Origin of the sequence: Rhizobium sp. TBD182 (genome assembly GCF_001950375.1) — a bacterium.
Taxonomy (GTDB): domain Bacteria; phylum Pseudomonadota; class Alphaproteobacteria; order Rhizobiales; family Rhizobiaceae; genus Agrobacterium; species Agrobacterium tumefaciens.
In genome coordinates, this window is the sequence record NZ_BDLN01000001.1 from 959,658 (window position 1) to 983,618 (window position 23,961).

General features: G+C 59.3%; 28 protein-coding genes. 7 read left to right on the forward strand and 21 right to left on the reverse strand.

From position 1 onward, the window contains the following. Both T18_RS27540 and T18_RS04825 read right to left on the reverse strand, forming a co-directional pair. On the reverse strand, positions 1-591 hold a 591-nt coding region (locus T18_RS27540), incomplete at its 3' end, for a peptidoglycan-binding domain-containing protein (RefSeq protein WP_323455190.1). Further along, entirely contained in the window at positions 563-2,092 is a 1,530-nt protein-coding gene (locus T18_RS04825; protein ID WP_038490306.1) for a sensor histidine kinase, read from the reverse strand. The genes T18_RS04825 and T18_RS27540, both read right to left, overlap by 29 nt. 485 nt (positions 2,093-2,577) lie before the next feature. Between T18_RS04825 and T18_RS04830 the strand changes: the two genes are divergently transcribed. Then, positions 2,578-3,003: a DUF5330 domain-containing protein gene (locus T18_RS04830; RefSeq protein WP_025592804.1), complete on the forward strand. Its 426-nt coding sequence runs from the start codon at positions 2,578-2,580 to the stop codon at positions 3,001-3,003. A 195-nt stretch (positions 3,004-3,198) separates the two neighbouring features. Further along, positions 3,199-3,615, forward strand: coding sequence for a SufE family protein (locus tag T18_RS04835; protein ID WP_025592801.1), 417 nt, complete (start codon positions 3,199-3,201; stop codon positions 3,613-3,615). Positions 3,616-3,619: 4 nt separating this feature from the next. Here the strand turns inward: T18_RS04835 and T18_RS04840 are convergent, their stop codons facing one another. The 10 genes from T18_RS04840 to T18_RS04885 form a co-directional block, all read right to left on the reverse strand. After that, positions 3,620-4,477 carry a DUF6456 domain-containing protein gene (locus T18_RS04840; protein ID WP_038490304.1) on the reverse strand — a complete coding sequence of 286 codons (858 nt, stop codon included), beginning with the start codon at positions 4,475-4,477 and terminating at the stop codon, positions 3,620-3,622. Further along, positions 4,470-4,892: a helix-turn-helix domain-containing protein gene (locus T18_RS04845; protein WP_003512040.1), complete on the reverse strand. Its 423-nt coding sequence runs from the start codon at positions 4,890-4,892 to the stop codon at positions 4,470-4,472. Before T18_RS04845 ends, T18_RS04840 begins: the two co-directional genes overlap by 8 nt. 391 nt (positions 4,893-5,283) lie before the next feature. After that, positions 5,284-5,712 (reverse strand): MucR family transcriptional regulator Ros, encoded by a 429-nt coding sequence (gene ros / locus T18_RS04850; protein ID WP_003512037.1) that lies wholly within the window; start codon positions 5,710-5,712, stop codon positions 5,284-5,286. Between the two features lie 431 nt (positions 5,713-6,143). Continuing rightward, on the reverse strand, positions 6,144-6,476 hold the full coding sequence (gene mnhG / locus T18_RS04855) for a monovalent cation/H(+) antiporter subunit G (protein WP_003512029.1): 333 nt from the start codon (positions 6,474-6,476) through the stop codon (positions 6,144-6,146). Continuing rightward, entirely contained in the window at positions 6,473-6,859 is a 387-nt protein-coding gene (locus tag T18_RS04860; protein ID WP_003512027.1) for a cation:proton antiporter, read from the reverse strand. Before T18_RS04860 ends, mnhG begins: the two co-directional genes overlap by 4 nt. Then, a complete protein-coding gene (locus T18_RS04865) occupies positions 6,856-7,335 on the reverse strand; it encodes a Na+/H+ antiporter subunit E (protein ID WP_038490302.1) in 480 nt (159 codons plus the stop codon). Before T18_RS04865 ends, T18_RS04860 begins: the two co-directional genes overlap by 4 nt. Further along, entirely contained in the window at positions 7,332-8,909 is a 1,578-nt protein-coding gene (locus T18_RS04870; protein ID WP_038490299.1) for a Na+/H+ antiporter subunit D, read from the reverse strand. Before T18_RS04870 ends, T18_RS04865 begins: the two co-directional genes overlap by 4 nt. 20 nt (positions 8,910-8,929) lie before the next feature. Next, positions 8,930-9,307, reverse strand: coding sequence for a Na+/H+ antiporter subunit C (locus T18_RS04875; RefSeq protein ID WP_003512021.1), 378 nt, complete (start codon positions 9,305-9,307; stop codon positions 8,930-8,932). Then, positions 9,307-9,726, reverse strand: coding sequence for a Na(+)/H(+) antiporter subunit B (locus T18_RS04880; protein ID WP_003512013.1), 420 nt, complete (start codon positions 9,724-9,726; stop codon positions 9,307-9,309). The genes T18_RS04875 and T18_RS04880 overlap by 1 nt, the downstream gene beginning before the upstream one ends. Continuing rightward, positions 9,723-12,092: a putative monovalent cation/H+ antiporter subunit A gene (locus tag T18_RS04885; protein WP_038490296.1), complete on the reverse strand. Its 2,370-nt coding sequence runs from the start codon at positions 12,090-12,092 to the stop codon at positions 9,723-9,725. The genes T18_RS04880 and T18_RS04885 overlap by 4 nt, the downstream gene beginning before the upstream one ends. Before the next feature lie 205 nt (positions 12,093-12,297). Here T18_RS04885 and msrB point away from each other — a divergent pair, with 205 nt between their 5' ends. Together msrB and T18_RS04895 are read left to right on the forward strand one after the other, a co-directional pair. Further along, a complete protein-coding gene (gene msrB, locus T18_RS04890; protein WP_003512009.1) occupies positions 12,298-12,705 on the forward strand; it encodes a peptide-methionine (R)-S-oxide reductase MsrB in 408 nt (135 codons plus the stop codon). A 116-nt stretch (positions 12,706-12,821) separates the two neighbouring features. After that, on the forward strand, positions 12,822-13,448 hold the full coding sequence (locus T18_RS04895) for a LysE family translocator (RefSeq protein ID WP_019564107.1): 627 nt from the start codon (positions 12,822-12,824) through the stop codon (positions 13,446-13,448). 20 nt (positions 13,449-13,468) lie between these two features. On the opposite strand, the gene T18_RS04900 is transcribed toward T18_RS04895, so the two are convergent. The 5 genes from T18_RS04900 to T18_RS26550 form a co-directional block, all read right to left on the reverse strand. Continuing rightward, positions 13,469-13,966 carry a GNAT family N-acetyltransferase gene (locus T18_RS04900; RefSeq protein WP_038490293.1) on the reverse strand — a complete coding sequence of 166 codons (498 nt, stop codon included), beginning with the start codon at positions 13,964-13,966 and terminating at the stop codon, positions 13,469-13,471. 107 nt (positions 13,967-14,073) lie between these two features. Further along, positions 14,074-14,742, reverse strand: coding sequence for a PAQR family membrane homeostasis protein TrhA (gene trhA / locus T18_RS04905; protein ID WP_013635699.1), 669 nt, complete (start codon positions 14,740-14,742; stop codon positions 14,074-14,076). A 187-nt stretch (positions 14,743-14,929) separates the two neighbouring features. After that, positions 14,930-15,250 (reverse strand): TraR/DksA family transcriptional regulator, encoded by a 321-nt coding sequence (locus T18_RS04910; RefSeq protein ID WP_038490289.1) that lies wholly within the window; start codon positions 15,248-15,250, stop codon positions 14,930-14,932. A 61-nt stretch (positions 15,251-15,311) separates the two neighbouring features. Next, on the reverse strand, positions 15,312-15,722 hold the full coding sequence (locus T18_RS04915; protein ID WP_038490286.1) for a universal stress protein: 411 nt from the start codon (positions 15,720-15,722) through the stop codon (positions 15,312-15,314). 41 nt (positions 15,723-15,763) lie between these two features. Then, complete coding sequence (locus tag T18_RS26550) at positions 15,764-16,012, reverse strand: hypothetical protein (RefSeq protein WP_139322509.1); 249 nt, start codon at positions 16,010-16,012, stop codon at positions 15,764-15,766. Here T18_RS26550 and T18_RS04920 point away from each other — a divergent pair. Continuing rightward, positions 15,995-16,855 carry a VOC family protein gene (locus tag T18_RS04920; protein WP_038490283.1) on the forward strand — a complete coding sequence of 287 codons (861 nt, stop codon included), beginning with the start codon at positions 15,995-15,997 and terminating at the stop codon, positions 16,853-16,855. The genes T18_RS26550 and T18_RS04920 overlap by 18 nt on opposite strands. An 83-nt stretch (positions 16,856-16,938) precedes the next feature. After that, positions 16,939-18,123, forward strand: coding sequence for an AI-2E family transporter (locus T18_RS04925; protein ID WP_003512001.1), 1,185 nt, complete (start codon positions 16,939-16,941; stop codon positions 18,121-18,123). Between the two features lie 7 nt (positions 18,124-18,130). On the opposite strand, the gene T18_RS04930 is transcribed toward T18_RS04925, so the two are convergent. The 4 genes from T18_RS04930 to T18_RS04945 all read right to left on the reverse strand — a co-directional run bounded on the left by T18_RS04930 (position 18,131) and on the right by T18_RS04945 (position 21,517). Beyond that, positions 18,131-19,207 carry a bifunctional transcriptional activator/DNA repair enzyme AdaA gene (locus T18_RS04930; RefSeq protein WP_038490281.1) on the reverse strand — a complete coding sequence of 359 codons (1,077 nt, stop codon included), beginning with the start codon at positions 19,205-19,207 and terminating at the stop codon, positions 18,131-18,133. 116 nt (positions 19,208-19,323) lie between these two features. Then, a complete protein-coding gene (locus tag T18_RS04935; protein ID WP_038490278.1) occupies positions 19,324-20,049 on the reverse strand; it encodes a polysaccharide deacetylase family protein in 726 nt (241 codons plus the stop codon). A gap of 52 nt (positions 20,050-20,101) precedes the next feature. Then, positions 20,102-21,010 (reverse strand): dihydrodipicolinate synthase family protein, encoded by a 909-nt coding sequence (locus tag T18_RS04940; RefSeq protein ID WP_038490275.1) that lies wholly within the window; start codon positions 21,008-21,010, stop codon positions 20,102-20,104. 105 nt (positions 21,011-21,115) lie between these two features. After that, positions 21,116-21,517, reverse strand: coding sequence for a DUF930 domain-containing protein (locus T18_RS04945; RefSeq protein ID WP_003511997.1), 402 nt, complete (start codon positions 21,515-21,517; stop codon positions 21,116-21,118). A 223-nt stretch (positions 21,518-21,740) separates the two neighbouring features. On the opposite strand from T18_RS04945, the gene T18_RS04950 reads away from it, so the two are divergent. Then, complete coding sequence (locus tag T18_RS04950; protein ID WP_038492718.1) at positions 21,741-23,840, forward strand: S9 family peptidase; 2,100 nt, start codon at positions 21,741-21,743, stop codon at positions 23,838-23,840. Positions 23,841-23,961: the final 121 nt, after the last annotated feature.

Sequence of the window (23,961 nt, forward strand, 5' to 3'; positions counted from 1 at the left end):
CGGAATTGCGGCGACGGTTGCGCCGTCGATCCTGAGCGCCGCCAGCACCCGTGTCGTCGGTTCGCCGGTCTGTTCCATGCCAAGCGTTTCTTCGAAGAACATGATGGCGGCAGCCGTGCGCGGTCCCATCTTGCCGTCCGCCTCGCCTTCGTAAAGCCCGCGTTTTCTAAGTTCGGCCTGAATATCGGCAACGATCTGCTGCGGCTTCTGGTTTTCCGCCGCAACCGATGTCGCGGGCGTCGCCGTTGCGGCCGCCGGTTCCTGTGCCGTTTCGGTTTCGCTCGGGCGTTCTATGCGGAAGGTCGTAACATGGCCCTGCGTACCGAGCGGCTCTGCCGCGCGATAGCCGGCAATGCCGTTCGGGTTTGCCGCATCGCGGGTACGCAGGAAAGGAGACGGGTGAACGCCCGGCTGGTACCAGAGCGCGTTGGCGGCGACAAAACCGAAGACGACCACGAAGGCGCCTGAGCCGCCCACCAGTTTCGGACGGCGCAGGAGTTCGCGCCCGATGGCCGAAACCACCAAGGAAACAATCCCGGCGCCAATCTGGGCCGTTGTTTTCTTAGGCGATTTTCGCTTTCGCGGGGCCATCGTCACCATCCTTCCTCATAATCGCGGCCATTTCGCCGAGCCGTTTGATGCGCGGCGGAAACTCCACCATGCATTCGGTTTCAGCGTTTTCGCCACCTGCCATGCCGGAACCGTCAGCAGGCAACATGATCGTTACGACCGTCCCCGCGCCGGGCTGGCTGGTGATGGCGAAAGTGCCGCCATGCAGTGCTACCAGACCCTTGACCAGGGACAATCCCAGACCCGTGCCCTCATAGCGACGGGTATATTCATTCTGGACCTGCATGAAAGGCTGGCCCAGGAGTTCAATCTTGTCGGATGCGATGCCGATGCCGGTATCGCTGACCGTCAGTTTCAGCATCCTGCCTTCACGCGCAGCATCGATCGACACTACACCGCCGGCATCGGTGAACTTGATGGCGTTACCGGCCAGATTAATGAGAACCTGGCGGATGGCGCGCTGGTCGGCGGAGATTTCGCCGATACCGCGCTGGATGCGGCTGGTCAATGTCAGACCTTTTTCCTTCGCCTGCAAGCCGAGCATGGCCTCGCAGGACGAGATAGTTTCGCCGATCGGGAAGCTTTCCATCATCAGCTCGTAACGGCCCGCTTCCAGCTTGCTCATATCCAGCATGGTGTTGACCACCGACAGGAGATGCGCGCCGGACTGGCGGATCAAGCCGACATATTCCCGCTGGCGGTCGTTTTCCAGCCGGCCGAAATATTCGCCCGCCAGAATGTCGGAAAAGCCGAGGACGGCGTTGAGCGGGGTGCGCAGCTCGTGGCTGACGGCAGCGAGGAACCGCGACTTGGCGTCGTTGGCCGATTCCGCCTCCGCCGCCTTGCGGGCGACATCGCGGCGCAGAAGCTCCATCTCGGTAACGTCGGAGAGCTGGGCGACGACGCGGCGCAGCCTGCCGGCCGCATTGCGGATCGCCGTCATTTCCATACGCGCGTGAATGAACTGCGCCTGGCGCGATTTCGCACCGGTTTCGAACCGCAGTTCCACGCTGGACTTTTCCTCGCCCTGCCGCAGAAGGTCGAAAGCCTGCATCAGCTCGATGCGATCAGAAACATAGACATATTCGGCAAAGACATGGCCCTTGCAGGCCTGAAGATCGGCTGGAAACGTTTCAAGGTCGCGGCCGGAGACGCGCTCGACGAGGCCGTTTTCATTGATGGTGAGTACGAGGCCGGGCACCTGCGATGCCGCAACGAGGTCATCGTCGCCGGCTTGAGCGGACAGGGACGCTGCGCCACGGGCGGGACGCGAAAAGGCGATCAACAGGGCGGCTGCGGCCAGATAGAGCGCCAGCACCAGAGCGGCGCCGATGGGCAGCGCGATGGCGGGGCTGAAGACGAGGCTGAACAGGGCGGGAACGACCAGAAAGCCGACGGCGCTGAAGGCAAACAGGCGGCGCAGGCGCGCAACGGTGCCGGCGCGCCTTTCGGCGTCCTCCTCCATACGCGCAAGCCATCTGCCTGCGGCATGGTCGACCAATGCGACCGCTTTTTTTCTCATATTACGCAATACCAAACCTGAATCCCTGAGACGGATCTAACGGCTCCGACAATAGAAGCCCGCGGCTTAAGGAATGGATAAAAAGAACGGCACCAAACAGCCTCGAAATGCGCCGCAGTCCCATTACGGAGCATTTCAACCAAGCTTTGACAATCATGGTTAATGACGGGTAAGCGACGGATTTCGCTTTATTTTTGCCATCGCGTTAACCTTTGTGGCAGCACGGGTGAGCACTTTTGCCCGGAACAGACGGCATCTGTCGCAATTATGCTTAACATGGACTGTTAAAATGCGACGGAATTGCTGGAGCCGGTCCCGATGCGAGGAGAATAGATACAATTTGAATTAAATTGCGCGGCTTTTTGCAATTGGCTGTTCGCCGGTCGCCTGTAGCTTCTCTCCAAGCCCGAAAAACGGGACAAAGGCCGATGACCCAAAACGGGCGGGGCTTCAAAACAAAGATCATCTGGCAGGGTAGTCTGACAATGTGGTTTCTGATCAAAGGAACATTCTGGTTTTCGCTGGTGCTGGTCGCGCTGTCCTATTTCGGCAGCAGCAACGATCCGACCAAGGAACCTTCGGCATTCGATATTCCCAGCGCCGTTTCGGCAGCCGGTGAGGCCTATCGTTATGTCAGCGCCATCTGCATCGAAAAACCCGACGTCTGCGTCAAGGGCGCCGAAACCTTCCACGCGCTCGGTGAACGGGCAAAGGAAGGCGCCAAGGTCGCCTATGAATTGCTCGACGCGCAGCTTGCATCCGGTGATAAAACGGCACCCGCAGCCGAACTCGCCAGCGAGAGCGAAAAACTGGCCGCAGCACCGGCGATCAGCGTCGAATTCCCTGGGAATGCCGACATGCTGAAGACCGGCACCATCATTCCCCTGCCGCAGAAGCGCCCCACCCCCTGATATTTTGCGCCGCCGCCTAACGCCGCGCCGCCCCTTCTCTGCAGCCGGATATGTCCGCCTGCGTCACTGCCTGCCAAACTTGCCCACGGAAACCTGTTTCCGTGGGCTTTTTCATGGTCCGCATGGTTCAAAACCGTCTGCACTTGCCCTATATCGTAGCAAAGCATGGCAATAACGAACGGTACGGCGCGCAACATGGCCTCTCTCGATACGATCCTTGACGATTTCGCCTTCCTCGACGACTGGGAGGATCGCTATCGTTACGTCATCGAACTCGGCAAGGCGCTTCCCGACCTTGCGGAAGACAAGCGCACGCCTGAGAACAAGGTGCAGGGCTGCGCAAGCCAGGTCTGGCTCGTCAGCCACAGCGATGGTGCTGAAGATCCTCTCATGACCTTCGAGGGCGATTCCGATGCGCATATCGTGCGCGGCCTCGTCGCCATCGTTCTTGCCGTCTATTCCGGTAAAAAAGCTTCCGAAATCGCCGGTCTCGACGCCATTGAGGTGTTCGACAAGATCGGGCTAGTGGAACATTTGTCCTCGCAGCGCGCCAATGGCCTGCGTTCCATGGTCAAACGTATCCGCGAGGAAGCGAGACTTCTGACCGCCTGAGCCTTCATTCTGTTGCCATCGTTGGCGCCATCGGCGGGCGATAATCTCCGTCGCCCCAATGGTGGCTTGTCCTTCTGCTGCGTTGCGCTTGCGGCGCATAATGCCGGGCAAGCGATAGCAGAGCGGCCCGCAGCAGCAGTTTTGCCGAACGCGCCGGCCATTGCCGCTCGCGCTCTACGGCCTCCAGCCCCTTTTCAAAGCAGCAGATATCGATGGCGACACCTGAAAGTTCAGGCCCCATAGCATCGGCTGCACGGGAAAACCGCGTCCGGGCGGAAATCGCCGCATCGGTAAGATCGAGCTTGCCACCCGCCTCCCCCTTCGTGCGGCTTGCAATTTTCGGTTCCCAAGTTGCCGTCACCTTTGGGTTCAATTGCGCGCGGTGAAAATCGGCGGCGAGGCGTTCGCCCGCCTGCAAGGCGTCGCTGGGGAAGAATGCCGTGCCATCCTTTTCCTTCAGCCGTGAAAGGCCTGTCAGTGGCGAGCTATTGAGGTTGCGCCGGGCCGGCTGCCTGTCCTTGCCGACATCCAGAACCACCGTCTGCAAATCCCAGTGCTGTTGCTGAAAAATCTCGTCGCGATCCCTGGCTATAGCGCGCTTCAAATAGGAGGCGAGCGGCGGCGCGGCGGAGAGCGTGTTTTCACGTCTCTCGATCAGCCCCGAAGAGAGGGCGAGCTGCACCGTGGCGGCCGGAAACCGCAACGCCGGACGCCCTTTCCTGCCGTTCCCGGCCTCCGGTCGCTGCAATACCATATCGCCGCGATCCCCCGATATCTCAGCCGTGCCCGCAGCAATGCAGCGCAGGAGCCGCAACAGGACAGTATCGGGAAGTATCGATGGAGCGCTTTTTGTCTCACTCATCCCGAACACCCTTCATCACGTTGAAAATGCTGCCGGAAAGCCGCTCCAGTGTGGCGACGAACTCGTCAAAGGCGGGTTCGTCGCGACGATCCTCAACCACCTGGCAGGCATGGCCGACTGTCGTTCTGTCCCTGCCGAAACAGGGGCCGATATCCGACATGGGAATACCGAGCTGCACATGGCACACATACATGGCGATCTGGCGGATGTGGCATTCGGTGCGCCGCCTGTCCCGGCGCGCAGCCACACGATCGCCGGTCAATTGCACCATTTCACCGGCCAGTTGCCGGACCAGCCGGCAAATCCGGGAAATCTCATCCCGCCCGGCAGCAGGCGGAAAACGGCGGAAATTGCTATCGGCAACCTGCACACAGGGCCGAAAGGGGGCAGGCAAAGACGATATGTCCGAAGGCATATGCAACTCCTTTACGAATAGGAATTAATTCATACACCTGAGGATGGACGCGGGGAAGGGCAAATTTGGCGTCGAAAAACATACGATTGATTTCGCTTTGTTTTTGAATAAAGGTGACGCCTCGACAAGGATTTTTTTCCTCTGTCGAAATTGCGCGCGGCAATAAAAAAGCCGGTCTAAGGACCAGCTGGACATAACACTATGGTGCAAGTTGTGTATGGAGCGGGCATGCGCGCCCTGCCGCCATCTCCTGCTAAGGGAAAAGGTCACGGCGGCGAGTTAAGGGGCAAGGCCAGCAATATGCTGCCAAGGTCCCCTTTATCCGGCGCTTCGGGCCATCTTTCCCCGGACGGGGAGAAAATACAGCCGCGACACAATCCGTCTTAGAAAATCAACGGTTCGCCTTGCGGCGCTGACCGAGACCCATTTCCTTGGCGAGCCGCGAACGGGCTTCGGCATAGGCGGGAGCAACCATCGGATAATCGACCGGCAGATCCCATTTTTCGCGATATTCTTCCGGCGTCATGCTGTGATGCGTCGTCAGGTGGCGTTTGAGCGACTTGAACGAGCCACCACATTCCAAACAGACGATATGATCGTCCTGAACCGACTTGCGAACCGACACAGCAGGCTTCTGCTTTTCAACATTGACCGCCACCGATGCCGGTGCCGATGTTCCGCTGAGTGCCGTATGAACATCCGAAATAAGGCCGGGAAGCTCAGTTACCGGAACGACGTGGTTGCTAACATAGGCAGCCACAATATCCGCCGTCAGTTCGACCAGCAGATCCTGGGCGTTACCGTATGCAGTTTCCGTCATTTAAGTATCTCCTGTTATTTATCTCCAGACACGGATGAACGCCGCATCGAGCGATGTGAAGTTACCCGGTGCCCCTCCTTCGCCCTGTTGAAACCAACGTGAAATCTACCCCTAGATTTCAAGCGAAACCGGAAACGAATTGATCCGAGATTCAACTTGTAGCCCGCGACATGGCCAACAAAGGTCTGATCAACCATAGATTAGACATTAATAAAATGCCTATGCCGACCATGAAGAGGCTAGATGCAAATCGCAATAAGCAATTTTACACTTAATTTGGATAGCATCAAAACAGCAAAAGTCAAATTCCTATTATGATTTTTTCAGTTCAAAACAGTCTAATTGGAATACAAAAAATCACGGGTAATAAAATACTATGCCAAGTAGTAATGCAAAACGAAGACCCCCCATTATTAGGGGGTAATTCAACTTCAAATTTTCTTTAGGTCATCAACTACCGATTTATCAGCAAGTGGATAACCTGCCTTGTGTGCAGCCATTGCAAGAAGATGTGCGGAGACCGGTGCTGTCAGAACAAAGAAAAAGAAACCGGCAAGTGCCCGTGCCAGCGTCGATATTTCCGTGGAATGAATGCCGACAGCCAGCAGCAACAGGCCTGAGCCCACCGTTCCCGCCTTGGAAGCCGCATGCATGCGGGTGTAGACATCCGGCAGGCGATTAAGCCCGATTGCCGCAATCAGCGAGAAGGCGGCACCTGAGACCGTCAGTGCCGCAACCAGAATAGCCACGATCCAGCCCATCATCGCCCGCCCCTTCTTTTTCCACGCCTGGATACTTGTTTTTCAGGCTTTTCAACAACTTCCGATGCCCGCTCGCCGTCCAGAACAGCCTTTGTCCTGCGCCTGCCATCTGCACCGCGCGACAGGACGAAGCGGGCAAAAGCCACCGTTGCGAGAAAACCCACCAGTCCGAGCGCAATGGCGATATCGACATAAAGATCGACGCCGGTGCGGATGGCGATAACCGCAATGAAGCCGATGGCGATACCGACCAGCATGTCGAGCGCGACGATTCGGTCCGGCAAGGTCGGACCGACGACGACGCGATATACTGTCAGCAAAAAGGCAGCGGACAGTACAACCGTGGCAAGTACAGTTGCAAATGAAACTATGAGTTCCGGCGTCATCCCTGAAACGCCTCCATGATCTTTTTCTCGAAGCCGTTTCTGATGTCATTCTTGGCGGCTTCGATATTGCTGCAATCGATCGCGTGGACGTAGAGCGTTGTTTTATCCTCGGAAACATCGACCGAAAGTGTGCCGGGGGTCAGCGTGATGAGATTGGCAAGCAGCGTGATCTCGAAATCCGTCGTCAGCCTGAGCGGATAGGCGAAGATACCGGGCTGCACATCGAGCTTCGGCCGCGTCACCATCACCGCCACCTTCCAGGCCGACAGCGCCAGCTCCTTGAAGAACAGCATAAGCAGCGACAGCACGCAGACCGGACGCAGCCGATGACGGCCGTCCTTGGGGATCTGGTGACGGATAAGGCCCAGCGCCAGCGCCGAGACGATGAGGCCGAAGAGAATGTTCGCCGGCGTGACGCTGCCACTTACGGCGAGCCATACGCCAACGAAGAGCAGTAACAGGATGTAGCGGCTCATGGTCTGCTCCCTTCGGGAAACACCGACTGGATATAGGCTTCGGGGTTGCCAAGCCCCGCCGCCGCCTGCTGGCTGAGATTGAGCAGGCTTTCCGGAAACAGGCCGAAGAACACCACCAGCAATGTCAGCCCGACCAGCGGGACGAAAGAAGGGGCCGCCAGAGGCGACGCAGGCAGCGACGGCGCCTGGCCGGTTGAGGCCACTGCCGGGCGCCAGAAACATAAGAGGAAGACCCGCCCGAAGGCGATGGTGGCGATGAAGCCGGACAGGAGAAGGGCGGCGGCAAGCCACCAGGCGCCGATATCGATCGCCGATTTGACGAGAACCACCTTCGGCCAGAAGCCGGAAAACGGCGGCAGTCCGGAACCGGCGAAAAACAAGGCGAGCGCGAGGCCCGAAAACCACGGCGCCTGCCGATAAAGGCCACCGAGCGAAGTCAGGGTAAAACTGCCGGCAAGGCGGGCGGCGTGGCCGGCGGCGAGATAAAGCGCCGTCATCAGCACCATGGAGTGCAGCGCGTAAAAGATCGCGCCGGCAACGCCGGAGGGCGTGCCGATTGCGATGCCCGCCATCATGTAACCGATGCCCGATATGACGATGTAACCGAGCATGCGGCGGATATCGTTCTGTGCCAGCGCACCCATGGCGCCGAGCACCATTGTCAGCGCCGCAGAGATGGCGATGGCGATACTCAGCTCCTCCCGCTCGACCGGAAACAGCATGACCATGACGCGCAGCAGCGCGTAGATGCCGACCTTGGTAAGCAGGCCGCCGAACAGGGCGGAAACGACGATGCGCGGCGTGTGATAGGAGGCGGGCAGCCAGAAATTCACCGGAAAGGCCGCCGCCTTCATGGCGAAGGCGAGAGCAAACAGGCTGGCCAGCGTCATCAGCGGAGCCGTGCCGCGCAGCTGCGTCGCCTTCAGCGCGATATCGGCCATATTGAGCGTGCCGAAGATGGCATAGAGATAACCGACCGTGATCAGGAACAGCGTCGTACCGATGAGGTTGAGGATGGCGTATTTCAGCGCGCCATCGATCTGCTCGCGCGTGGAGCCCAGCACGATGAGGCCGAAGGACGAGATCAGCAGCACCTCGAACCAGACATAGAGGTTGAAGAGGTCGCCGGTCAGGAACGCACCGGTGACACCCGCCATCAACAGCATCAGGAACGGATAAAAACCGTATCGCCTGCCGCTGGCGTCGATATCGGCGCTGGCATGGATGGCACCGGCCAGCGCTACGATGGCGGCGGCGAGCGACAGCAGCGTGCCGGTCAGATCAGCCGTAAAGGCAATGCCGAAGGGTGGCAGCCAGCGGCCCATGACCATGGTGAACGGCCCTTGGGTCACGACCTTCCACAGAAGCGCAGCATCGAGCAGTACCAGCAGAACAAGTGCCGTGATTGCAATGGGCGCATGCAGACGCATGGTGTGGCGCAGCATCATCAGCACCGCACCTGCGCCGATTGAGAGCGCGACGGGAAGGATGATCAGCCAGTCGGATAACGGCACGGGTGCCGTGACAAGCGCTGCGGAAAGATCTGATATTGCGGAAGTGGTGGATGAAGCCATGTGTCTGTGCCCCGCCCCGCTCAATAACCGAGCGGCGGCAAAGGCTCGCCTGCCGGTTCTGCGGTGCGCATTTCGTCGGTGTCGTCGGTCTGCAATTCCTGGAACGCGCGCCAGGTCAGCACCAGCAGGAAACAGAAGAAGGAAAAGGAAATGACGATTGCCGTGAGGATAAGCGCCTGCGGCAGCGGATTGGCGGCACCCGCCGGCAGGGCGTCCATGCCGGGCGGAATGATCGGCGGCACTTCGCGCGTCAGCCTTCCCGCCGTGAACAGCAGGAGGTTGACTGCGTTGCCGAGAATGGCGATGCCGAGCAGCATGCGGATGCTGTGACGCGAGAGCATGAGATAGATCGCCACCGAAAAAAAGATGCCGACGAGAATGGAGAAAACAGCTTCCATCAGTCGCTATCCCTTTCTTCCAGAGCCAGCGCAATGGAGGTGATGGCACCGACCACGACGAGATAAACGCCGATATCGAAGGACATGACGGTGGAGAGTGGCACTTCCACACCGAGCAGGCTCGGATAGACCCACAGCCCGGTCATGAAGGGCACGCCGGCTGCAATCGAGACGAGACCAGACAACATCGCCAACAGCAGCCCCGCGCCGGCAATGGACAGCGGATGGTACACGATGGCGCGCCGGACCGCAGCCACACCATAAGCGATGCCGTAGATCGCCAGCGCCGAGACCGCGATCAACCCGCCGATGAAACCGCCGCCCGGCTCGTTATGGCCGCGCAGCAATACAAAGATGGAAAACAGCACCATGAGGCTGGTGACTACTGGGGCGACGGTGCGCAGGATAAGCGTGTTCAAGCCCGCGCTCCCTTCTTCTTCGCTATTTTTGCTGGTCCCTTGATGGCAGCAGCCGGGCGGATGCGGATGAGCGCGAGAATGGCCAGGCCTGTTATCATCACCACCGCAATCTCGCCCAGCGTATCCGTGCCGCGGAAATCGACGATGATGACGTTCACCACATTCGCCCCGTGGGCGATGACCTTGGAATAGGTGTTGTAGAAATCGGTTAGGCGATTATCGAACGACGCTTCCGTCGCCCGCATCAGGAACAGGGCAAAGCCGGTTCCGCAGGCAATGGCGATGGCGCTGTCCAGAAGCTTCTGGCCAGGGCCGCGGTGGTCTGACGGCGACAGGCGAAGCCTTGTCATGACCAGCGTCAGAATGACCACGGAAAGGGTTTCGACCATGAATTGCGTAAACGACAGATCGGGCGCGCCGAACAGCAGGAAGATGACCGCCACCGCAAACCCCTGAATGCCGAGCGCGATGATGGCCGTAAGCCGGCTGGACGCCGTGAGCACCGCGACAAGGCCCGCAACCGCGATGGCAATGAAGGTCAGCTCATGGATTTTCATGTCGTGCGGCCACGCCGGCATTGATGGCAGTTCGCCATAGAGAAACAGCGGCGCAAGCAGCACGACGGCGATGACGGCGAAAGTGGCGGTGACGTAAAATTCCAGCCTGCCGGGCTGGATAAGCCTGACAACATGGAACGAGATTTTGACCAGCGTTTCGATGAAAACATCGAAGCCCCTGTCCGGCCCTGCACCCAGCGCCTTGAAGGTGCGCACCATCAGGCTGCGAACGGCGGAAAGCTGCATATAGAGGACGATGCCGAGCGCGATGGTCAGCAGCGACAGGCCGAGCGGCACGCCGATATGGGGAATGAGCGAGATTTCCACCGGGCGCGCCTCACCCGCGATCGCGCTTGCCATCGGCGTCGAAATGTAAAAATGCGAAAGGCCAGCGAAGAGAGCGATGGTCAGCCCCTTTATCGCCAGCAGCACCGGGCCGAGCCACAGCAGCAGTGGTCCCTCATGCGCGTGTTTCGGGGTTTTCACGGGCTTGCCGAGGAAAGGTTTCAGCGCCACGGCAAAAGCGACGGCAAACATCAGCGCATTGCCGAGAATGGCGATGCCGGTGAACAGCACGGCACGCGGATTGCCATGCGCCAGCGCATAATAAATCTCTTCCTTGGCGAGAAAGCCGAAGAAGGGCGGCAGGCCGGCCATGGAGATGGCCGCTGCCAGCGCTGCCGCAAAGGTGATCGGCATGGCCTTTCGCAAGCCGCCGAGCTTCGTCACATCGCGGGTTCCGGTCTCGTGGTCGATGATGCCGGCAACCATGAACAGTGCGCCCTTGAAAAGCGAATGCGCCACCAGATAAAGCACAGCCGCCTCAATCGCGTGGTCCGAGCCGAAGCCGGTCAGCATCACCAGCAGACCGAGCGAGGACATGGTGGTATAGGCCAGCATCAGCTTCAGGTCGGTCTGGCGCACGGCCAGCAGCGCGCCGGTCAGCATGGTCAACCCGCCGAAGAACGGCAGCAGGATCTGCCAGGCAGCGGTATCGCCGAGAACGGGGTTGAGGCGCATCAGAAGATAGACGCCGGCCTTCACCATGGTTGCCGAGTGCAGATAGGCCGAAACCGGTGTCGGTGCCTCCATCGCGTTGGGCAGCCAGAAATGGAACGGAAACTGCGCCGATTTGGTGAACGCGCCGCCGAGAACCAGCAGCAGCGCAGCCAGATAGAACGGGCTGTCGCGCAATATATCGCCGCCACGCACCAGCATGGACAATTGCGTCATGCCGCTCATGTCCCAGATGAAGATCAACCCGGCGAGCAGCAGCAGACCGCCGCCGCCCGTTACCACCAGCGCCTGCAAGGAGGCACGGCGTGCGGCCGGGCGCGCATGGTCGAATCCGATCAGCAGGAACGAGGTTATCGAGGTCAGTTCCCAGTAAACGAACAGCATCAACAGGCTGTCCGAAACCACGACGCCCAGCATCGCGCCCATGAACAGAAGCAGGAAAGACAGGAAGCGGCCCTGCTGCGGATGCCCCTTCATGTAACCGCCGGCATAAAGCACGATCAGCAGACCGATACCGGTGATCAGAAGTGCAAAGGTCAGCGACAGGCCGTCGATGAACCACGAAAAGCTGAGATTGAAACTTGGAACCCAGACGTAACCGCCCGTGACCACGCCGCCAGCCGCCACCTGCGGCAGCATCAGTGCGAAGTGTACAAAAGCCAGCGCGGGCGCGATCGCCAATATCCAGACGGCATTGTGACCTAATCTTTTCACCAGCATCGGTGCGGCAAGCGCTGCCAGAAACGGCAAAAACAGCGACAGGAATGTCAGCTGCGTGACATCTGATGTCATTCACATCTCCCAGGGCTTCCCCTACCCCTGTACGCCCATGAATGGCGTTCTTTTCAAATCGTATTTTTCAGTTAAGGCATAGACACCGCCATCTCAACCCAAATCGACTCTCATACCTGCCCATAACGTACTCGTTATGACAGCTGCCCTCTTTCAATCTGCAGCGCCGATGCCTATTTCTGGCAGGAACAGAAAGGATCATTCCATGAGCGATCTGACATCCCCGAAAGTGAACAAGAGCGATGCCGACTGGCGCGAGCAGCTGACGCCGGAGCAATATCGCATCCTGCGTGAACACGGCACCGAGCGCCCATTTACCGGTCCCTACTGGGACACGTTCCAGAAAGGCCTCTATCGCTGCGCCGCCTGCGACGAACCGCTGTTCCTCTCCGATACCAAATTCGATGCAGGTTGCGGCTGGCCGAGCTATTTCGAACCGGTGAAACCGGGTGCGGTGACGGAACATCGCGATGCGACGCTTGGCATGGTGCGCACCGAAATCCGCTGCGCCAATTGCGGCGGCCACCTCGGCCACGTCTTCCCGGACGGCCCACCGCCCACCGGCCTGCGTTATTGCATCAACGGCCATTCGATGGTGTTCGAACCGATCTGATGAGAGACAGGTAACGGCCGGTTGCCTGCCGGCCGTTTTTGCGAACAAAATGACCGTCTCGACAGCCGGACCGGAGAGTGAGATTATCGCGATCTCACTCCTTCCGGATCACCGTCATGGCGCTCGAAACCATCCTCATATTCATTCCCGCCTGCTTTGCCCTGAACATGGCGTTCGGGCCCAACAATCTCCTGTCGATGACGGTTGGTGCGCGATACGGCATGGCAACGGCAGTGATGGCCGCGAGCGGCCGGCTGGTTGCGTTTGCGGGCATGATCGCGATCGCCGCTTTGGGCCTCGGCGCACTTTTGATGGCTTCCGAAATGATGTTTTCGCTGATCAAATGGATCGGCGTTCTCTACCTGCTGTGGATCGGCTTCAAGCTCATCCGCTCAAGGGCGGATGTCACCGCTCCCGATATCTCCTCGGGCAACGGAAATATTCTCAAGACCTATCTGCGGCAGGAGTTTTTTGTCGCCTCCGGCAATCCGAAGGCCATCCTGATCTTCACGGCCTTTTTCCCGCAATTCATCCAGCAGGACGCCTATTGGCAGAGCTTCGCCACGCTCGGCGCAATTTTCCTGCTGCTCGAGGTGGTGGCGATCACCGTTTATGCCTTTGTCGGTTCGCGACTGTCCGGTCTTATGCGCAATGCGCGCGCCCTGAAGCGCGTCAACCGGATCAGCGGCTCGATGATGATGGCTTTCGGCGTCATGCTGGCCTTCGCCCGGCGCCCCGCCTGAGAGAAATCCCGGCCCGCGTACTAGTTCAGTTTAAGCTCCATGCAAGTCAGGTCCAGCCAGCGGTCGAACTTTGTGCCCACTTCCGAAAACCGGCCGGCAACGGTGAAACCGAGGCTTTCGTGCAGGCGGATGGAGGCGGCGTTTTCCGATTCGATCGCGGCGATCAGCACATGCACATCGTTGCCGGAGGCGTGGTCGATGATCGCGTGCATCAGCCGCTTGCCGATGCCGTGGCCGCGCGCGTCCTTGTGGACATAAACCGAATGTTCGCGGGTGTGGCGATAGCCGTCGAAGGCGCGCCAGTCGCCATAGGAAGCATAGCCGGCAACCTTGCCGTCAAGAATTGCGACGATCACAGGAAAGCCGCGTGACTTGCGGGCGGAAAACCATTCCTTGCGGTTTTCCAGATCGACCAGCACTTCGTTCCAGATCGCCGTCGTGTTCAGGACCGCGTCGTTGTAAATCTCCATGATGCCGGAAAGATCGCCCACGGTGGCATCGCGCAGTTCCAAACTCATTATCGTTCGCCCTCATTCTTGTCTGCATCGCGCGCCCAACCTTCCGGGGCACGACCTTCAGCCGAGCATTAGGCGATGACGCGGATGGCTGTCCAGTGCTCTCTAGCTCAGGAAGACATGGGAACGAGGCTGAAGGAAGTGACCACGGCAAAATAGTGGACAACGGCGGCGGCAACGACGAAACCGTGCCAGATGGCGTTCTGGAATCGCAGCTTTTCCCAGACATGGAAGACCACGCCGAGCGAATAGATGACACCGCCAGCGACAATCAGCCAGAGCGTGACGGGGGCCAGATGCGTTGAGAGCGGCTGCACCACCATGATGCCGCTCCAGCCCATGGCGAGATAAAGGCCTATGGCGACCCGGTCGTAACGGCCGGGAAACACGCATTTGAGCAATATGCCGCAGATGGCGGCAAGCCAGATCAGCCCCAGCATGGTGGCAATCAGCGGCTCGTGGATACCGCGCATCAGGAACGGCGTGTAGGTGGCGGCGATCAGTATGAAGATCGCCGAGTGGTCCAGCCGGCGCAGGAACCATTTTACGTTGGAATGCGGCCAGATATTATAGGTGAAGGACACGGAAAGGCAGGCGACAAGGCCGAGTCCGTAAATCCAGGCCGCCGCAATAGCGCTGAGGCTGCCCCAGACGGTCGCGTAAAAAATCAGCGCCGTGGCGCCCACCAGCGCAAAAACGATACCCACGCCGTGGACGATACCATCGGCGACAATCTCGTGAAAATCATACTGGCGACCAAACCGCCACACGTTACTCATAGTCCATTCCCGTTTGCCTGCTTGTGGCCAAGCATGACAACAATATTAGACAGGAACAAGACAGCAGCCAGTTAACGGCGATCAAATTGCGTTCCGGGATGTTGCGAATGGAGAGGTTGAGTGGCGGCCTAGCCGTTTCCCTCATTCCTGCGCTTGTCACAGGAATGAGGATGGAAAAGGAGCGCCCTCACAAGGCCACAGCGCATTCCTGGCAGAACGGCGTATAGGGCACGGCTTTCAGGCGGTCTTCCGAAATTTTCTTGCCGCATTTGACGCAGGTGCCGTAGGTACCGTTCGCGATGCGGTCCAGTGCGGCGTCGATGGCGCGCAGCTCGTCCTGGCCCACCTGCCCTATTTCATCAAGCACCTCGTCATTGCTGCGTTCAGCGGCGCGATCGTCGTCATCGGGGTTGCGCGGTTCTTCGAAATCCGCCTCGATTTTGTGCAGGCGGCTGTAAAGCTCGCGCTGGCGGTCGCGCAGGATTTTCTCGTAACTTTCGACATTCATGGTCTTCTCCTCCAGCCGGTGCGGGCGAAAATCGCCCGCAACCCCAAGATTTCAACTCACTTTACCTGTCAATCAGCACCGAGCACTTGGCATGGCGCACCACGCGGTCGGCGGTGGCGCCGATGAAATAATTGGTAAAGTCAGGCATATGCGATGCGATGATGATGAGATCGGCCTTGTGCTCTTCGGCAGCGGCAATGATTTCACGCGCTGGCGCGCCGCTTCTGATTTCGTGCTTGCCCTTGAAGCCGGCCTTCGCCTGAATATCCGCAAGTTTCGTCTTGGCATCCTTGATGGCATTTTCGATGAGGTCTACCGGCAGGTCGATCGCCATATAGCCGGGCAGTTCCTCAACCACATTGATGAGGACGATCTCGCCATCGACATCCAGCAGCGCCCTGGCCTTGGCGAGAATCTTCTCTCCCTTGTCGATGGCGCTGAGGTCTACCGGTACGATGATTTTCTTGTACATGGCTATCTCCTTTGGCGTAATCTGCCGTTCACGTGTCGGGCTCATATTTCCCTGCCGATGCGCCCTTCGCCTTGATTGAAGTCAAAGCCGCGTCGGAGCAGCAACAGGGCCATTGTCAACGAATAGTGGACGGTCAATCGCCAGATGGCGATCTTTGCTGAACGACAAAACCCGCCCATATTCACCACAAATGAACGCCGCAAAGCGGCGTCGGCTGATGCAGACGCGCAAATCCGCGTCGTCAGCACGCCGGATTCAATATGGAGATTATGATGAGTGAAATCAAACAATTCGCCCTGACGCGGCCGGCTTATGTCGGTCAGGCTCATCTTGTCGTTCACGATCTGCCGCGCATTTCGGAATTCTACCAGAAAATCATCGGCCTCTCCGTCATCGAAAAAAGCCCGAGCGGCGAGGTTCTGGGCGTCAACGGCCAGCCGCTGCTGACACTTTCCACCTCCGGCACGGTTGAACGCGCGCCGCGCAATGCCGCAGGCCTGTTCCACACCGCCTTCCTGATGCCGCGCCGCGAGGATCTGGCCCATTGGCTGGCCCATGCCGCGCACAACAATATCCAGCTTCAGGGCGCATCCGACCATCTGGTGAGTGAAGCAATCTATCTGGCCGACCCCGAAGGCAACGGCATCGAGGTCTATCGCGACCGGTCGCCCTCGGAATGGACCTACCAGCAGGACGGCACGGTGGAGATGGCCACGCTCCGCCTCGACCTACAGGCGCTGTATGACAGTGCGCCGAAAACGGCGTTCGAGGGCGCTGCCGATGGAACGGCCATCGGCCACATGCATCTGCAGGTCGGCAATATTCCGCAGGCGGATGAGTTTTATCAGGATGTGCTGGGGTTGAAGATCATGGCGCGTTATCCGGGTGCCAGCTTCTTCGGCTCAGGCGCTTATCATCACCATGTGGCCGCCAATATCTGGAACAGCCGCGGCGCCACGGCCCGCACGGACAATATGACCGGCCTTTCGGGCTACTCGCTGAAGTTCAACGATAGTGCGGCGCTCGATACTGCAATGGCTGCTCTAGACCGGCTGGAAATAGCTACGGAACGGCAGAGCGACGGTATTGTTCTCAAAGACCCGTGGGGCATAGGCCTGAAGCTTTCCGCGTAAAGACCACGGGGCGGCAGAAATTTTTGCCGCTCCGGAACCGCCTCATTTTTCGAACGTTTGATGTCTTATTGGGGGACAGTTCGATGAATGAGAATGCCAGGCCGGAAAAAACCGGCATATTGGGCAATATCGGGCGGCGCGCCGCAAACGCTCCGTCGACGAAGGCCGACCCTTTCGAGGGTCTGGCGTCCGGGTCGCACCGTGACGACGCGCGCAGCCAGCAACCGCTTGGCCGAGAAGCGCTCGATGTGGCCGTTGCATGGTCGGTTATCGGCATTTTTCTCGTCGTCATGATGGCGGTCATTCATGAATTGTCTCTGATCCTCATACCGGTGGTGCTGGCGATTGTCGTGGGCATGATCCTCGGCATCGCGGCGGAAAAGCTTAGTTCCTATGGCATTCCCGGTGCCGGTGTGGCGGTCATTCTCTCCGGCCTTGTCGCGGCCGTCATGTTTTTCGTGATCAATTCGCTGATCGACCCTTTGTCGCAGCTCGCATCCGAAGGACCAGCGCTGATCGAACGCAGTATGGACCGCTTCCTGCCCTATCTTCAAAGCATCCGATGGCTGAACATTTCGGCAGCGACCTTCAGCATGGGGTCGATTTCAATGGAGTCGCTCATTTCGCGCAGCGGCGAGATAATTTCCCTGCTCGGTTCCAACGTCACCCCCGCAGTCGTTCAGGGCATGATCTTCCTCGCCGCGCTTTTGATGTTCCTCTACAGCCGCCTGCGGCTGCGCAAGGCGATCATCATGGCCTTTCCGGCCCGGCACCAGCGGCTGAGGGCCATTCGGATCATCGCTTCGGTGGAAGAAGTGCTCGGCACCTATTTTGCCACGGCAGCGCTGATCTATGCGGCGCTGGGCGTGACGATGGTGGCGATCGCCTATTTCGGCGGGCTGGCCATGCCGCTTCTGTGGGGGCTCTTCGCCTTCCTCTCCAGCTTCGTGCCATTTCTCGGCATCACCGCCATGACGGTGTCGCTGGCGGTGGCAGGCATCATCACGCATGACAACATGGTGCTGGCGTTGCTGCCATCCGCGATCTTCTTCACCATTCACCTGTTGATGGAAAACCTGGCCTTTCCGGCAGTGGTGGGCCGCAACATGGAGATCAACCCCTTCCTCGTCTTCGTGATGATCATCTTCTGGACGTGGATGTGGGGTGCTGCGGGCGCCATGCTGGCACTGCCGCTGTCGCTGATCGCCATGACAGTAACGCGCGAGCTGTTTCCTTCACGCCGCATCGTTCCAAACCTGCCGGCCTGATGGCCGGTCAAGAGGCGAGAGGGATGCGGAGCTTATCGGCCATGCGCCGCTCGTGCTCGATCAGCCATTTCTTGCGCCACAGCCCACCGCCATACCCGGTCAGGCTGCCATCTGCGCCCAGCACCCGGTGGCAGGGAACGACGATGGCAATCTGGTTGGCGCCATTGGCGCGGGCGACGGCACGCACGGCGGATGGCCGTTGCATCGACGTCTCAAGCGAAGAATAGCTGACGATCTCTCCCGCCGGTATCTCCCGCAATGCGTGCCAGACATCGCGCTCGAAGGGTGTGCCGTGTCCGGCAAGCCGGGTTTCGAAGTCAGCCGAATGCCCGGCGAAATAGGCCGCGAGTTCTGCTGCGATCTGGCCGGTGACCGGCGTCCTGCCCAGCACCATATCCGCGCCGGTGCGGGCCTTCAGCCGCTTCAATTCGGCCGGAAGCGCTGGACGGTCGGCAAATTCGAGAAGATGCAGGGCGTGATCATCGGCAACCACCAGCATCGGACCGATCGGCGTGTCGATCCAGTCGCCCTTCAGAAACCCCTTGCCCTTCATGGCGGCGGGAGAGGTGCCGAAGAACTGGTTGATGGCCGAGCGGAAACCGCTGCCGGATTCATATCCGGCATCGATCTGCGCGCCGATCACGGCTTCTCCTGATGCGAGGCTTGTCGCCGCATCTCCCAGCCGCCGCAACCTTGCGATTTCCAGAAAACTCATGCCGAAACGGCGTTTGAAGGTGCGGCGCACGGTGGAAGGGTCATGGCCCATCGCCACCACATCCTCCTCACGCCAGCGCCGCGCCGGTTCGCTTTCCAGCGCCGTCAGAAGGGTGGTGACGGTTTCATCCGCCGTGCCATAGGAAAGCATCGGCTTGCAGCGCTTGCAGGGGCGGAAGCCAGCTTCCAGACATTCGGCGATGGTTTCGCGAAACCGGCAGTTTTCGATCTTCGGCTTTCGCGCCGTACAGGTAAAGCGACAGAAAATCTTCGTCGAGGTCACGCACACATAGGCCACGCCCTCATAGGCGGGGTCCTTGTTCACAAGGGCGGAATATAGGGTTTCGGTGTCGGGGCGTTTGAACAGCATGGGAGGATGCTAGCGCAAATTTGCGCGGTATGCCGCCGAAAAACGGGCGTGGATGTGGGATGCTCATTTCCCTCCTTCCCGTGCTTGTTACAGGAATGAGGAGAGAGCCGCCCCGCTCAATTACCCGGCGGCGTAAACGACGGGTCGTCCAGCCTTGTGAACACCACGCCGCGCGCCTTCAGCGCCAGAAGGCCCCTCACCACGCCCTCACCCGCTTCGTGGGTAGGCTGATTGATGTGGGAGATGATGACGTCGCCGTCCCTGGCCGAAGCGATGTGCTTTGCCGTGGCGGCCGCGCCCAGAAGCGAGCCGCCATCGCCATTGACGGAATAACCCGCCACCCGCATGCCGAGCCTGTTGATGGTGGCCATGGACGAGGTGGTGTATTTCGCCGTCGCACCGCGAAACCATTGCGGTTGAAGACCGGTCATGGCGACAATTGCCTGCCTGCCGCCCTCGACCTCCTGCTCGACTGCCGCTTCCGAACCGGCAGCGGCAATGCCATAGATGGCAACGGGCTTATCCACCGCTGGCACATGGTTTTCGCCGTGGTTTTCAATCTCGAACAGATCCGGATGCGCCATCATTACGGCAAGCGCTTCGCTATTGTGCTTCAGCCAGCGGGCAGTGACAAAGATCGTCGCCGGTATCTTTTCCTGCACCAGCGTATCGAGAATGCGATGGTCAGTCTTGCCCATGCAGGCGTCGAGAGTCATCGCCACCAGCACCCTGCCGTCATGCCTCGGCGTCATTTTCAGCGTCGGCTCGACGAGACCCGTCCCCGCGAAGGCGGCCGTGGAGAGCGACAGGAAGAGAGCGGCAAAGGGCAGGCTACGCAGCATTTTTCAGTTTCCGAAGGGTAAGATGTGGCAATCCGCCTGCAAAACGCCCGAATTATGGCGCGGCTTCCAGCGTTGACAGAGCGTTCAGCACCTCTTCCACCCGCTGGCGCTCCGCGCTGGTGAGCGACAGGATTGGCCGGGGCGGCTCACATGCCGTTACCGACAAAGCATTGGCGGCGGCGTAGATCACGCGGATACTGCCGAATTCCTTGAAGAGCGCCCAGAGCGGCTGGAAGGCCAGATCGAGCCTGCGCGTCTCCTCCGCATCCCCGGCCTGAGCGGCGCGCATCAACCGCAATGCCGGAACCGGCAGCAGGCCCGCAACGACGCTGTACCAGGCATCGCCACCGGCAAGCGTTGCTTCCGCACATCCCCAGTCGCCGCTGTAACCGATGGCGAAATCATCCGTCAGTTTCGGCCGCAGCCGCGCAAGCTCTCCCGCATAGTCGGAATCGGCCGGCAGCGGCATCTTTATGGCACGGATATTCGGGATATAGGCGAGCCTGACCAGAAGCTCATCGCTGAAGGAGAATCGCGTCGTCGTCGGGTTGTTGTAAATGGCGAGCGGCAAATCGGTTGCGCCGGCGACGGCGGCGAAATGGTGATAGGCCTCTTCCTTAGTCAGCGGCGTATAGGAAACGGGCGCCAGAAGCAGCGCATCGGCACCGGCAGCTTCGGCGTCTTTCGCCAGCGCCACGGCCTCATCGGTGCGCAACGCGCCGACGCCTGCCATCAATGTGCGCCTGCCCTTGAGGACGGCATGGGCTGCCTCAACCGCGCGCCGCCTCTCGGCACGCGACAGATACATATAGGTTCCGGTGCTGCCGAGAATGCCGATGGAATCGACCTCCGCCGCATCCAGCCGCTCGACGAGGGCGGAAAAGGCTTGGCTATCCACCTGCCCGGCCTCGTCGGCGGGCGTGATCGGAAAAGCCGAAAGTCCCTTGAATTGCTTCGCCATGTTCTCGCCCCTCAATTCGATCGAAGGACAGCGTTACAGACCCATTGGCAGGGCGGCAAGAAAAGCGGGGGTTAAACCGGCGACCGCGGACGAAGAATTCCCCGATCAGTCATAAAGATACAACTTCTTCCACTGCTCTTCGGGAATCTTGTCGCCGACACGGTAATCGAAGGACTGGATGGAGAGGCTGTCGCTTTTCAGCTGGCACTTGTATTTGAGCTTGTACCATTCACCGGCGCTTCTGAAGACTGCACCCGACGCCTTGATCGAATTCTTGCCAACCTCGGGATCACCGAAGGTATAGGCAATGACCTTATCCGGCTTCATGCCCTTCTGCTCGGTCGCGATCCGCTCCATCGCCTCTATGTCGCAACGCTGCTCCAGACGCTCCTCGGGGGCGAGCACGTTCAGCTGCCGCATGACGTTGGCGTCTATTGCGAAAGCGGGTGTAGATGCCTGCAAGGCAAGGAAAAACGCAGAAAGAGCAGCGGGAAGAAACTTTCGCATGGGATCCTGTCAGTTTTCGTTTGTTCTTATCGATGCACGGCAGGCCGGTGGCAGGCGCGTATCATCGCTGATTTGCCGGATATTGCCAAAATGTGATCGAAAACTGACGAAATTGTGCCCAAGCCTCATTTCACCTGTGGAGATTTGAAACTTGATCGGTGGTGAGGGGCACTCTACATCTTGGGTGCCGCCCACGCATTTTTCATACGAAAGCGAGTTTCCCTTGCCGATTTTCAAGAACCTGCCCGCCGCCCCGACCGCCGAAAAACGGCCCGTCCAGGATACGCATCACGGCATCACCCGCACCGATGACTACGCATGGTTCCGGGCCGATAACTGGCAGGCCATGTTCAAGGACCCTACCCTGCTCGACCCAGCCATCCGCGCCCATCTGGCGGCCGAGAATACCTATATGGAAGCCGCAATGGGCGACACCAAGGCGCTTCAGGAAAAGCTGTTCGAGGAGATGAAAGGCCGTATCAAGCAGGATGATTCCTCTGTTCCGGTCAATGATGGACCTTATGCCTATGGCACGCTGTTCGTGACCGGCGGCGAGCAACCGCATTATTTCCGCACCCCGCGTGATGGCGGCGAAAAGCACGTGCTGCTTGATGGCGACAGGGAAGCGCAAGGCAAGGATTATTTCCGTCTTGCCGGCCTCGACCAGTCGTCCGATCACAGTCACGGCATCTGGGGTTATGACGACAAGGGTTCGGAATATTTCACGCTGCGCATCCGTAATCTCGAAACCGGTGAAGACCTTGCCGATGTCGTGGAAAATACCGGCGGCGGCGGGGCATGGGCGCCTGACGGCAAGAGCTTTTTCTATACGCTGCAGGACGAAAACCACCGCCCCTCGAAGGTCTTCCACCACATCATCGGCGAGCCGCAGTCGGCCGACCGGCTGGTCTATGAGGAAAAGGACCCCGGCTTCTTCATGGGCGTTGGCGCGTCCGTGCTCGACGAATTCATCTTCATCGACATTCACGACCATGAGACCAGCGAATACCGCATTCTTTCCACCAAGGACCTGATGGCCGAGCCTGTCGTGGTTGCGGAGCGCGAGGAAGGTATCGAATATTCGATGTGCGAAGGCGGCGATGTCTTCTACATCCTCACCAATGACGGCGATGCCAAGGATTTCCGTATCATGGAAGCGCCGGTTACCGCGCCGGGCAAGGAAAACTGGAAGGAGGTCGTGCCGCATGAGCCGGGTCGCCTCATTCTCTCCGTCGATGCCTATGCCCGCCATCTGATCTGGCTGGAGCGCCGCGACGGCCTGCCGCGCATCGTTATCCGCGATCGCCGCACGGGCCAGGAGCATTCCATCGCCTTTGCCGAGGAAGCCTATTCGCTTGGCCTGCATGGCGCTGCAGAATACGACACCGATGTCATCCGCTTCTCCTACTCCTCGATGACGACGCCGAGCCAGTTGTTCGACTACAATATGGTGACGCGCGACCGCACGCTGCTGAAAACGCAGGAAGTGCCTTCCGGCCACAATCCCGACGATTACATTACCCGCCGCATCATGGCGCCTGCCCATGACGGCGAGTTGGTGCCGGTCTCGCTGCTTTACCGCAAGGATGTAGTGCTCGACGGTTCTGCCCCCTGCCTGCTTTATGGCTACGGCGCCTATGGCATCACCATCCCCGCTTCCTTCTCCACCACAACGCTGTCTTTGGCAGACCGTGGCTTCATCTATGCCATCGCCCACATTCGCGGCGGCAAGGACAAGGGTTTCGAGTGGTATGAAACCGGCAAGATGAAAGACAAACAGAACACGTTTAAGGATTTCATCGCGGCTGCCGATCATCTGGTCAAGGAAGGCTTTACCTCCTACGATCGCATTATCGCGGAAGGCGGTTCGGCAGGGGGAATGCTGATGGGCGCCGTCGCCAACATGGCCCCGGAAAAATTTGCCGGCATCATCGCTGCGGTTCCCTTCGTGGACGTGCTGACGACCATGCTTGATGACACGCTGCCGCTAACCCCGCCGGAATGGCCGGAATGGGGCAATCCGCTGGAATCGGAAGAGGAATATCAGTGGATCGCCGCCTACAGCCCCTATGACAATGTCGGGGAAAAGCCCTATCCGCCGCTGCTTGCGCTTTCCGGCCTCACCGACCCGCGCGTGACCTATTGGGAACCGACCAAATGGGTGGCGAAACTGCGCGAAAAGACGACGGGGGAAGCCCCGATCCTGCTCAAGACCAACATGGCGGCTGGCCATGGCGGCAAGTCGGGCCGTTTCCAGCGGCTGGAAGAAATTGCCTTCGAATATGCCTTCGCACTGAAGGTGGCGGGCAAGGACACCGTCTGACACGCTCAATGCAGAAACGGGCGGCGATCCAATCGTCGCCCGATCTCATTTTGGACGAAAATACCTGCAAAAATCTCGTTATTGAATATTTTTTCCACAAATTATCATACGCATCTTTTAT

Coding starts and splice junctions, on each gene's coding strand:
- T18_RS04915 (WP_038490286.1), bottom strand. CDS start 15,722: ATGTACAAGAAAATCATCGTACCGGTAGACCTCAGCGCCATCGACAAG.
- T18_RS04845 (WP_003512040.1), bottom strand. CDS start 4,892: ATGCCTTCGGACATATCGTCTTTGCCTGCCCCCTTTCGGCCCTGTGTG.
- T18_RS04840 (WP_038490304.1), bottom strand. CDS start 4,477: ATGAGTGAGACAAAAAGCGCTCCATCGATACTTCCCGATACTGTCCTG.
- T18_RS04910 (WP_038490289.1), bottom strand. CDS start 15,250: ATGAATGTCGAAAGTTACGAGAAAATCCTGCGCGACCGCCAGCGCGAG.
- T18_RS04870 (WP_038490299.1), bottom strand. CDS start 8,909: ATGGCTTCATCCACCACTTCCGCAATATCAGATCTTTCCGCAGCGCTT.
- T18_RS04895 (WP_019564107.1), top strand. CDS start 12,822: ATGGCGCTCGAAACCATCCTCATATTCATTCCCGCCTGCTTTGCCCTG.
- T18_RS04930 (WP_038490281.1), bottom strand. CDS start 19,207: ATGCTGTTCAAACGCCCCGACACCGAAACCCTATATTCCGCCCTTGTG.
- T18_RS04945 (WP_003511997.1), bottom strand. CDS start 21,517: ATGCGAAAGTTTCTTCCCGCTGCTCTTTCTGCGTTTTTCCTTGCCTTG.
- mnhG (WP_003512029.1), bottom strand. CDS start 6,476: ATGATGGGCTGGATCGTGGCTATTCTGGTTGCGGCACTGACGGTCTCA.
- T18_RS04900 (WP_038490293.1), bottom strand. CDS start 13,966: ATGAGTTTGGAACTGCGCGATGCCACCGTGGGCGATCTTTCCGGCATC.
- T18_RS04940 (WP_038490275.1), bottom strand. CDS start 21,010: ATGGCGAAGCAATTCAAGGGACTTTCGGCTTTTCCGATCACGCCCGCC.
- T18_RS04835 (WP_025592801.1), top strand. CDS start 3,199: ATGGCCTCTCTCGATACGATCCTTGACGATTTCGCCTTCCTCGACGAC.
- T18_RS04920 (WP_038490283.1), top strand. CDS start 15,995: ATGAGTGAAATCAAACAATTCGCCCTGACGCGGCCGGCTTATGTCGGT.
- T18_RS04825 (WP_038490306.1), bottom strand. CDS start 2,092: ATGAGAAAAAAAGCGGTCGCATTGGTCGACCATGCCGCAGGCAGATGG.
- ros (WP_003512037.1), bottom strand. CDS start 5,712: ATGACGGAAACTGCATACGGTAACGCCCAGGATCTGCTGGTCGAACTG.
- T18_RS04860 (WP_003512027.1), bottom strand. CDS start 6,859: ATGACGCCGGAACTCATAGTTTCATTTGCAACTGTACTTGCCACGGTT.
- T18_RS04935 (WP_038490278.1), bottom strand. CDS start 20,049: ATGCTGCGTAGCCTGCCCTTTGCCGCTCTCTTCCTGTCGCTCTCCACG.
- T18_RS04865 (WP_038490302.1), bottom strand. CDS start 7,335: ATGAGCCGCTACATCCTGTTACTGCTCTTCGTTGGCGTATGGCTCGCC.
- T18_RS04830 (WP_025592804.1), top strand. CDS start 2,578: ATGTGGTTTCTGATCAAAGGAACATTCTGGTTTTCGCTGGTGCTGGTC.
- T18_RS04875 (WP_003512021.1), bottom strand. CDS start 9,307: ATGGAAGCTGTTTTCTCCATTCTCGTCGGCATCTTTTTTTCGGTGGCG.
- T18_RS04925 (WP_003512001.1), top strand. CDS start 16,939: ATGAATGAGAATGCCAGGCCGGAAAAAACCGGCATATTGGGCAATATC.
- msrB (WP_003512009.1), top strand. CDS start 12,298: ATGAGCGATCTGACATCCCCGAAAGTGAACAAGAGCGATGCCGACTGG.
- trhA (WP_013635699.1), bottom strand. CDS start 14,742: ATGAGTAACGTGTGGCGGTTTGGTCGCCAGTATGATTTTCACGAGATT.
- T18_RS04885 (WP_038490296.1), bottom strand. CDS start 12,092: ATGACATCAGATGTCACGCAGCTGACATTCCTGTCGCTGTTTTTGCCG.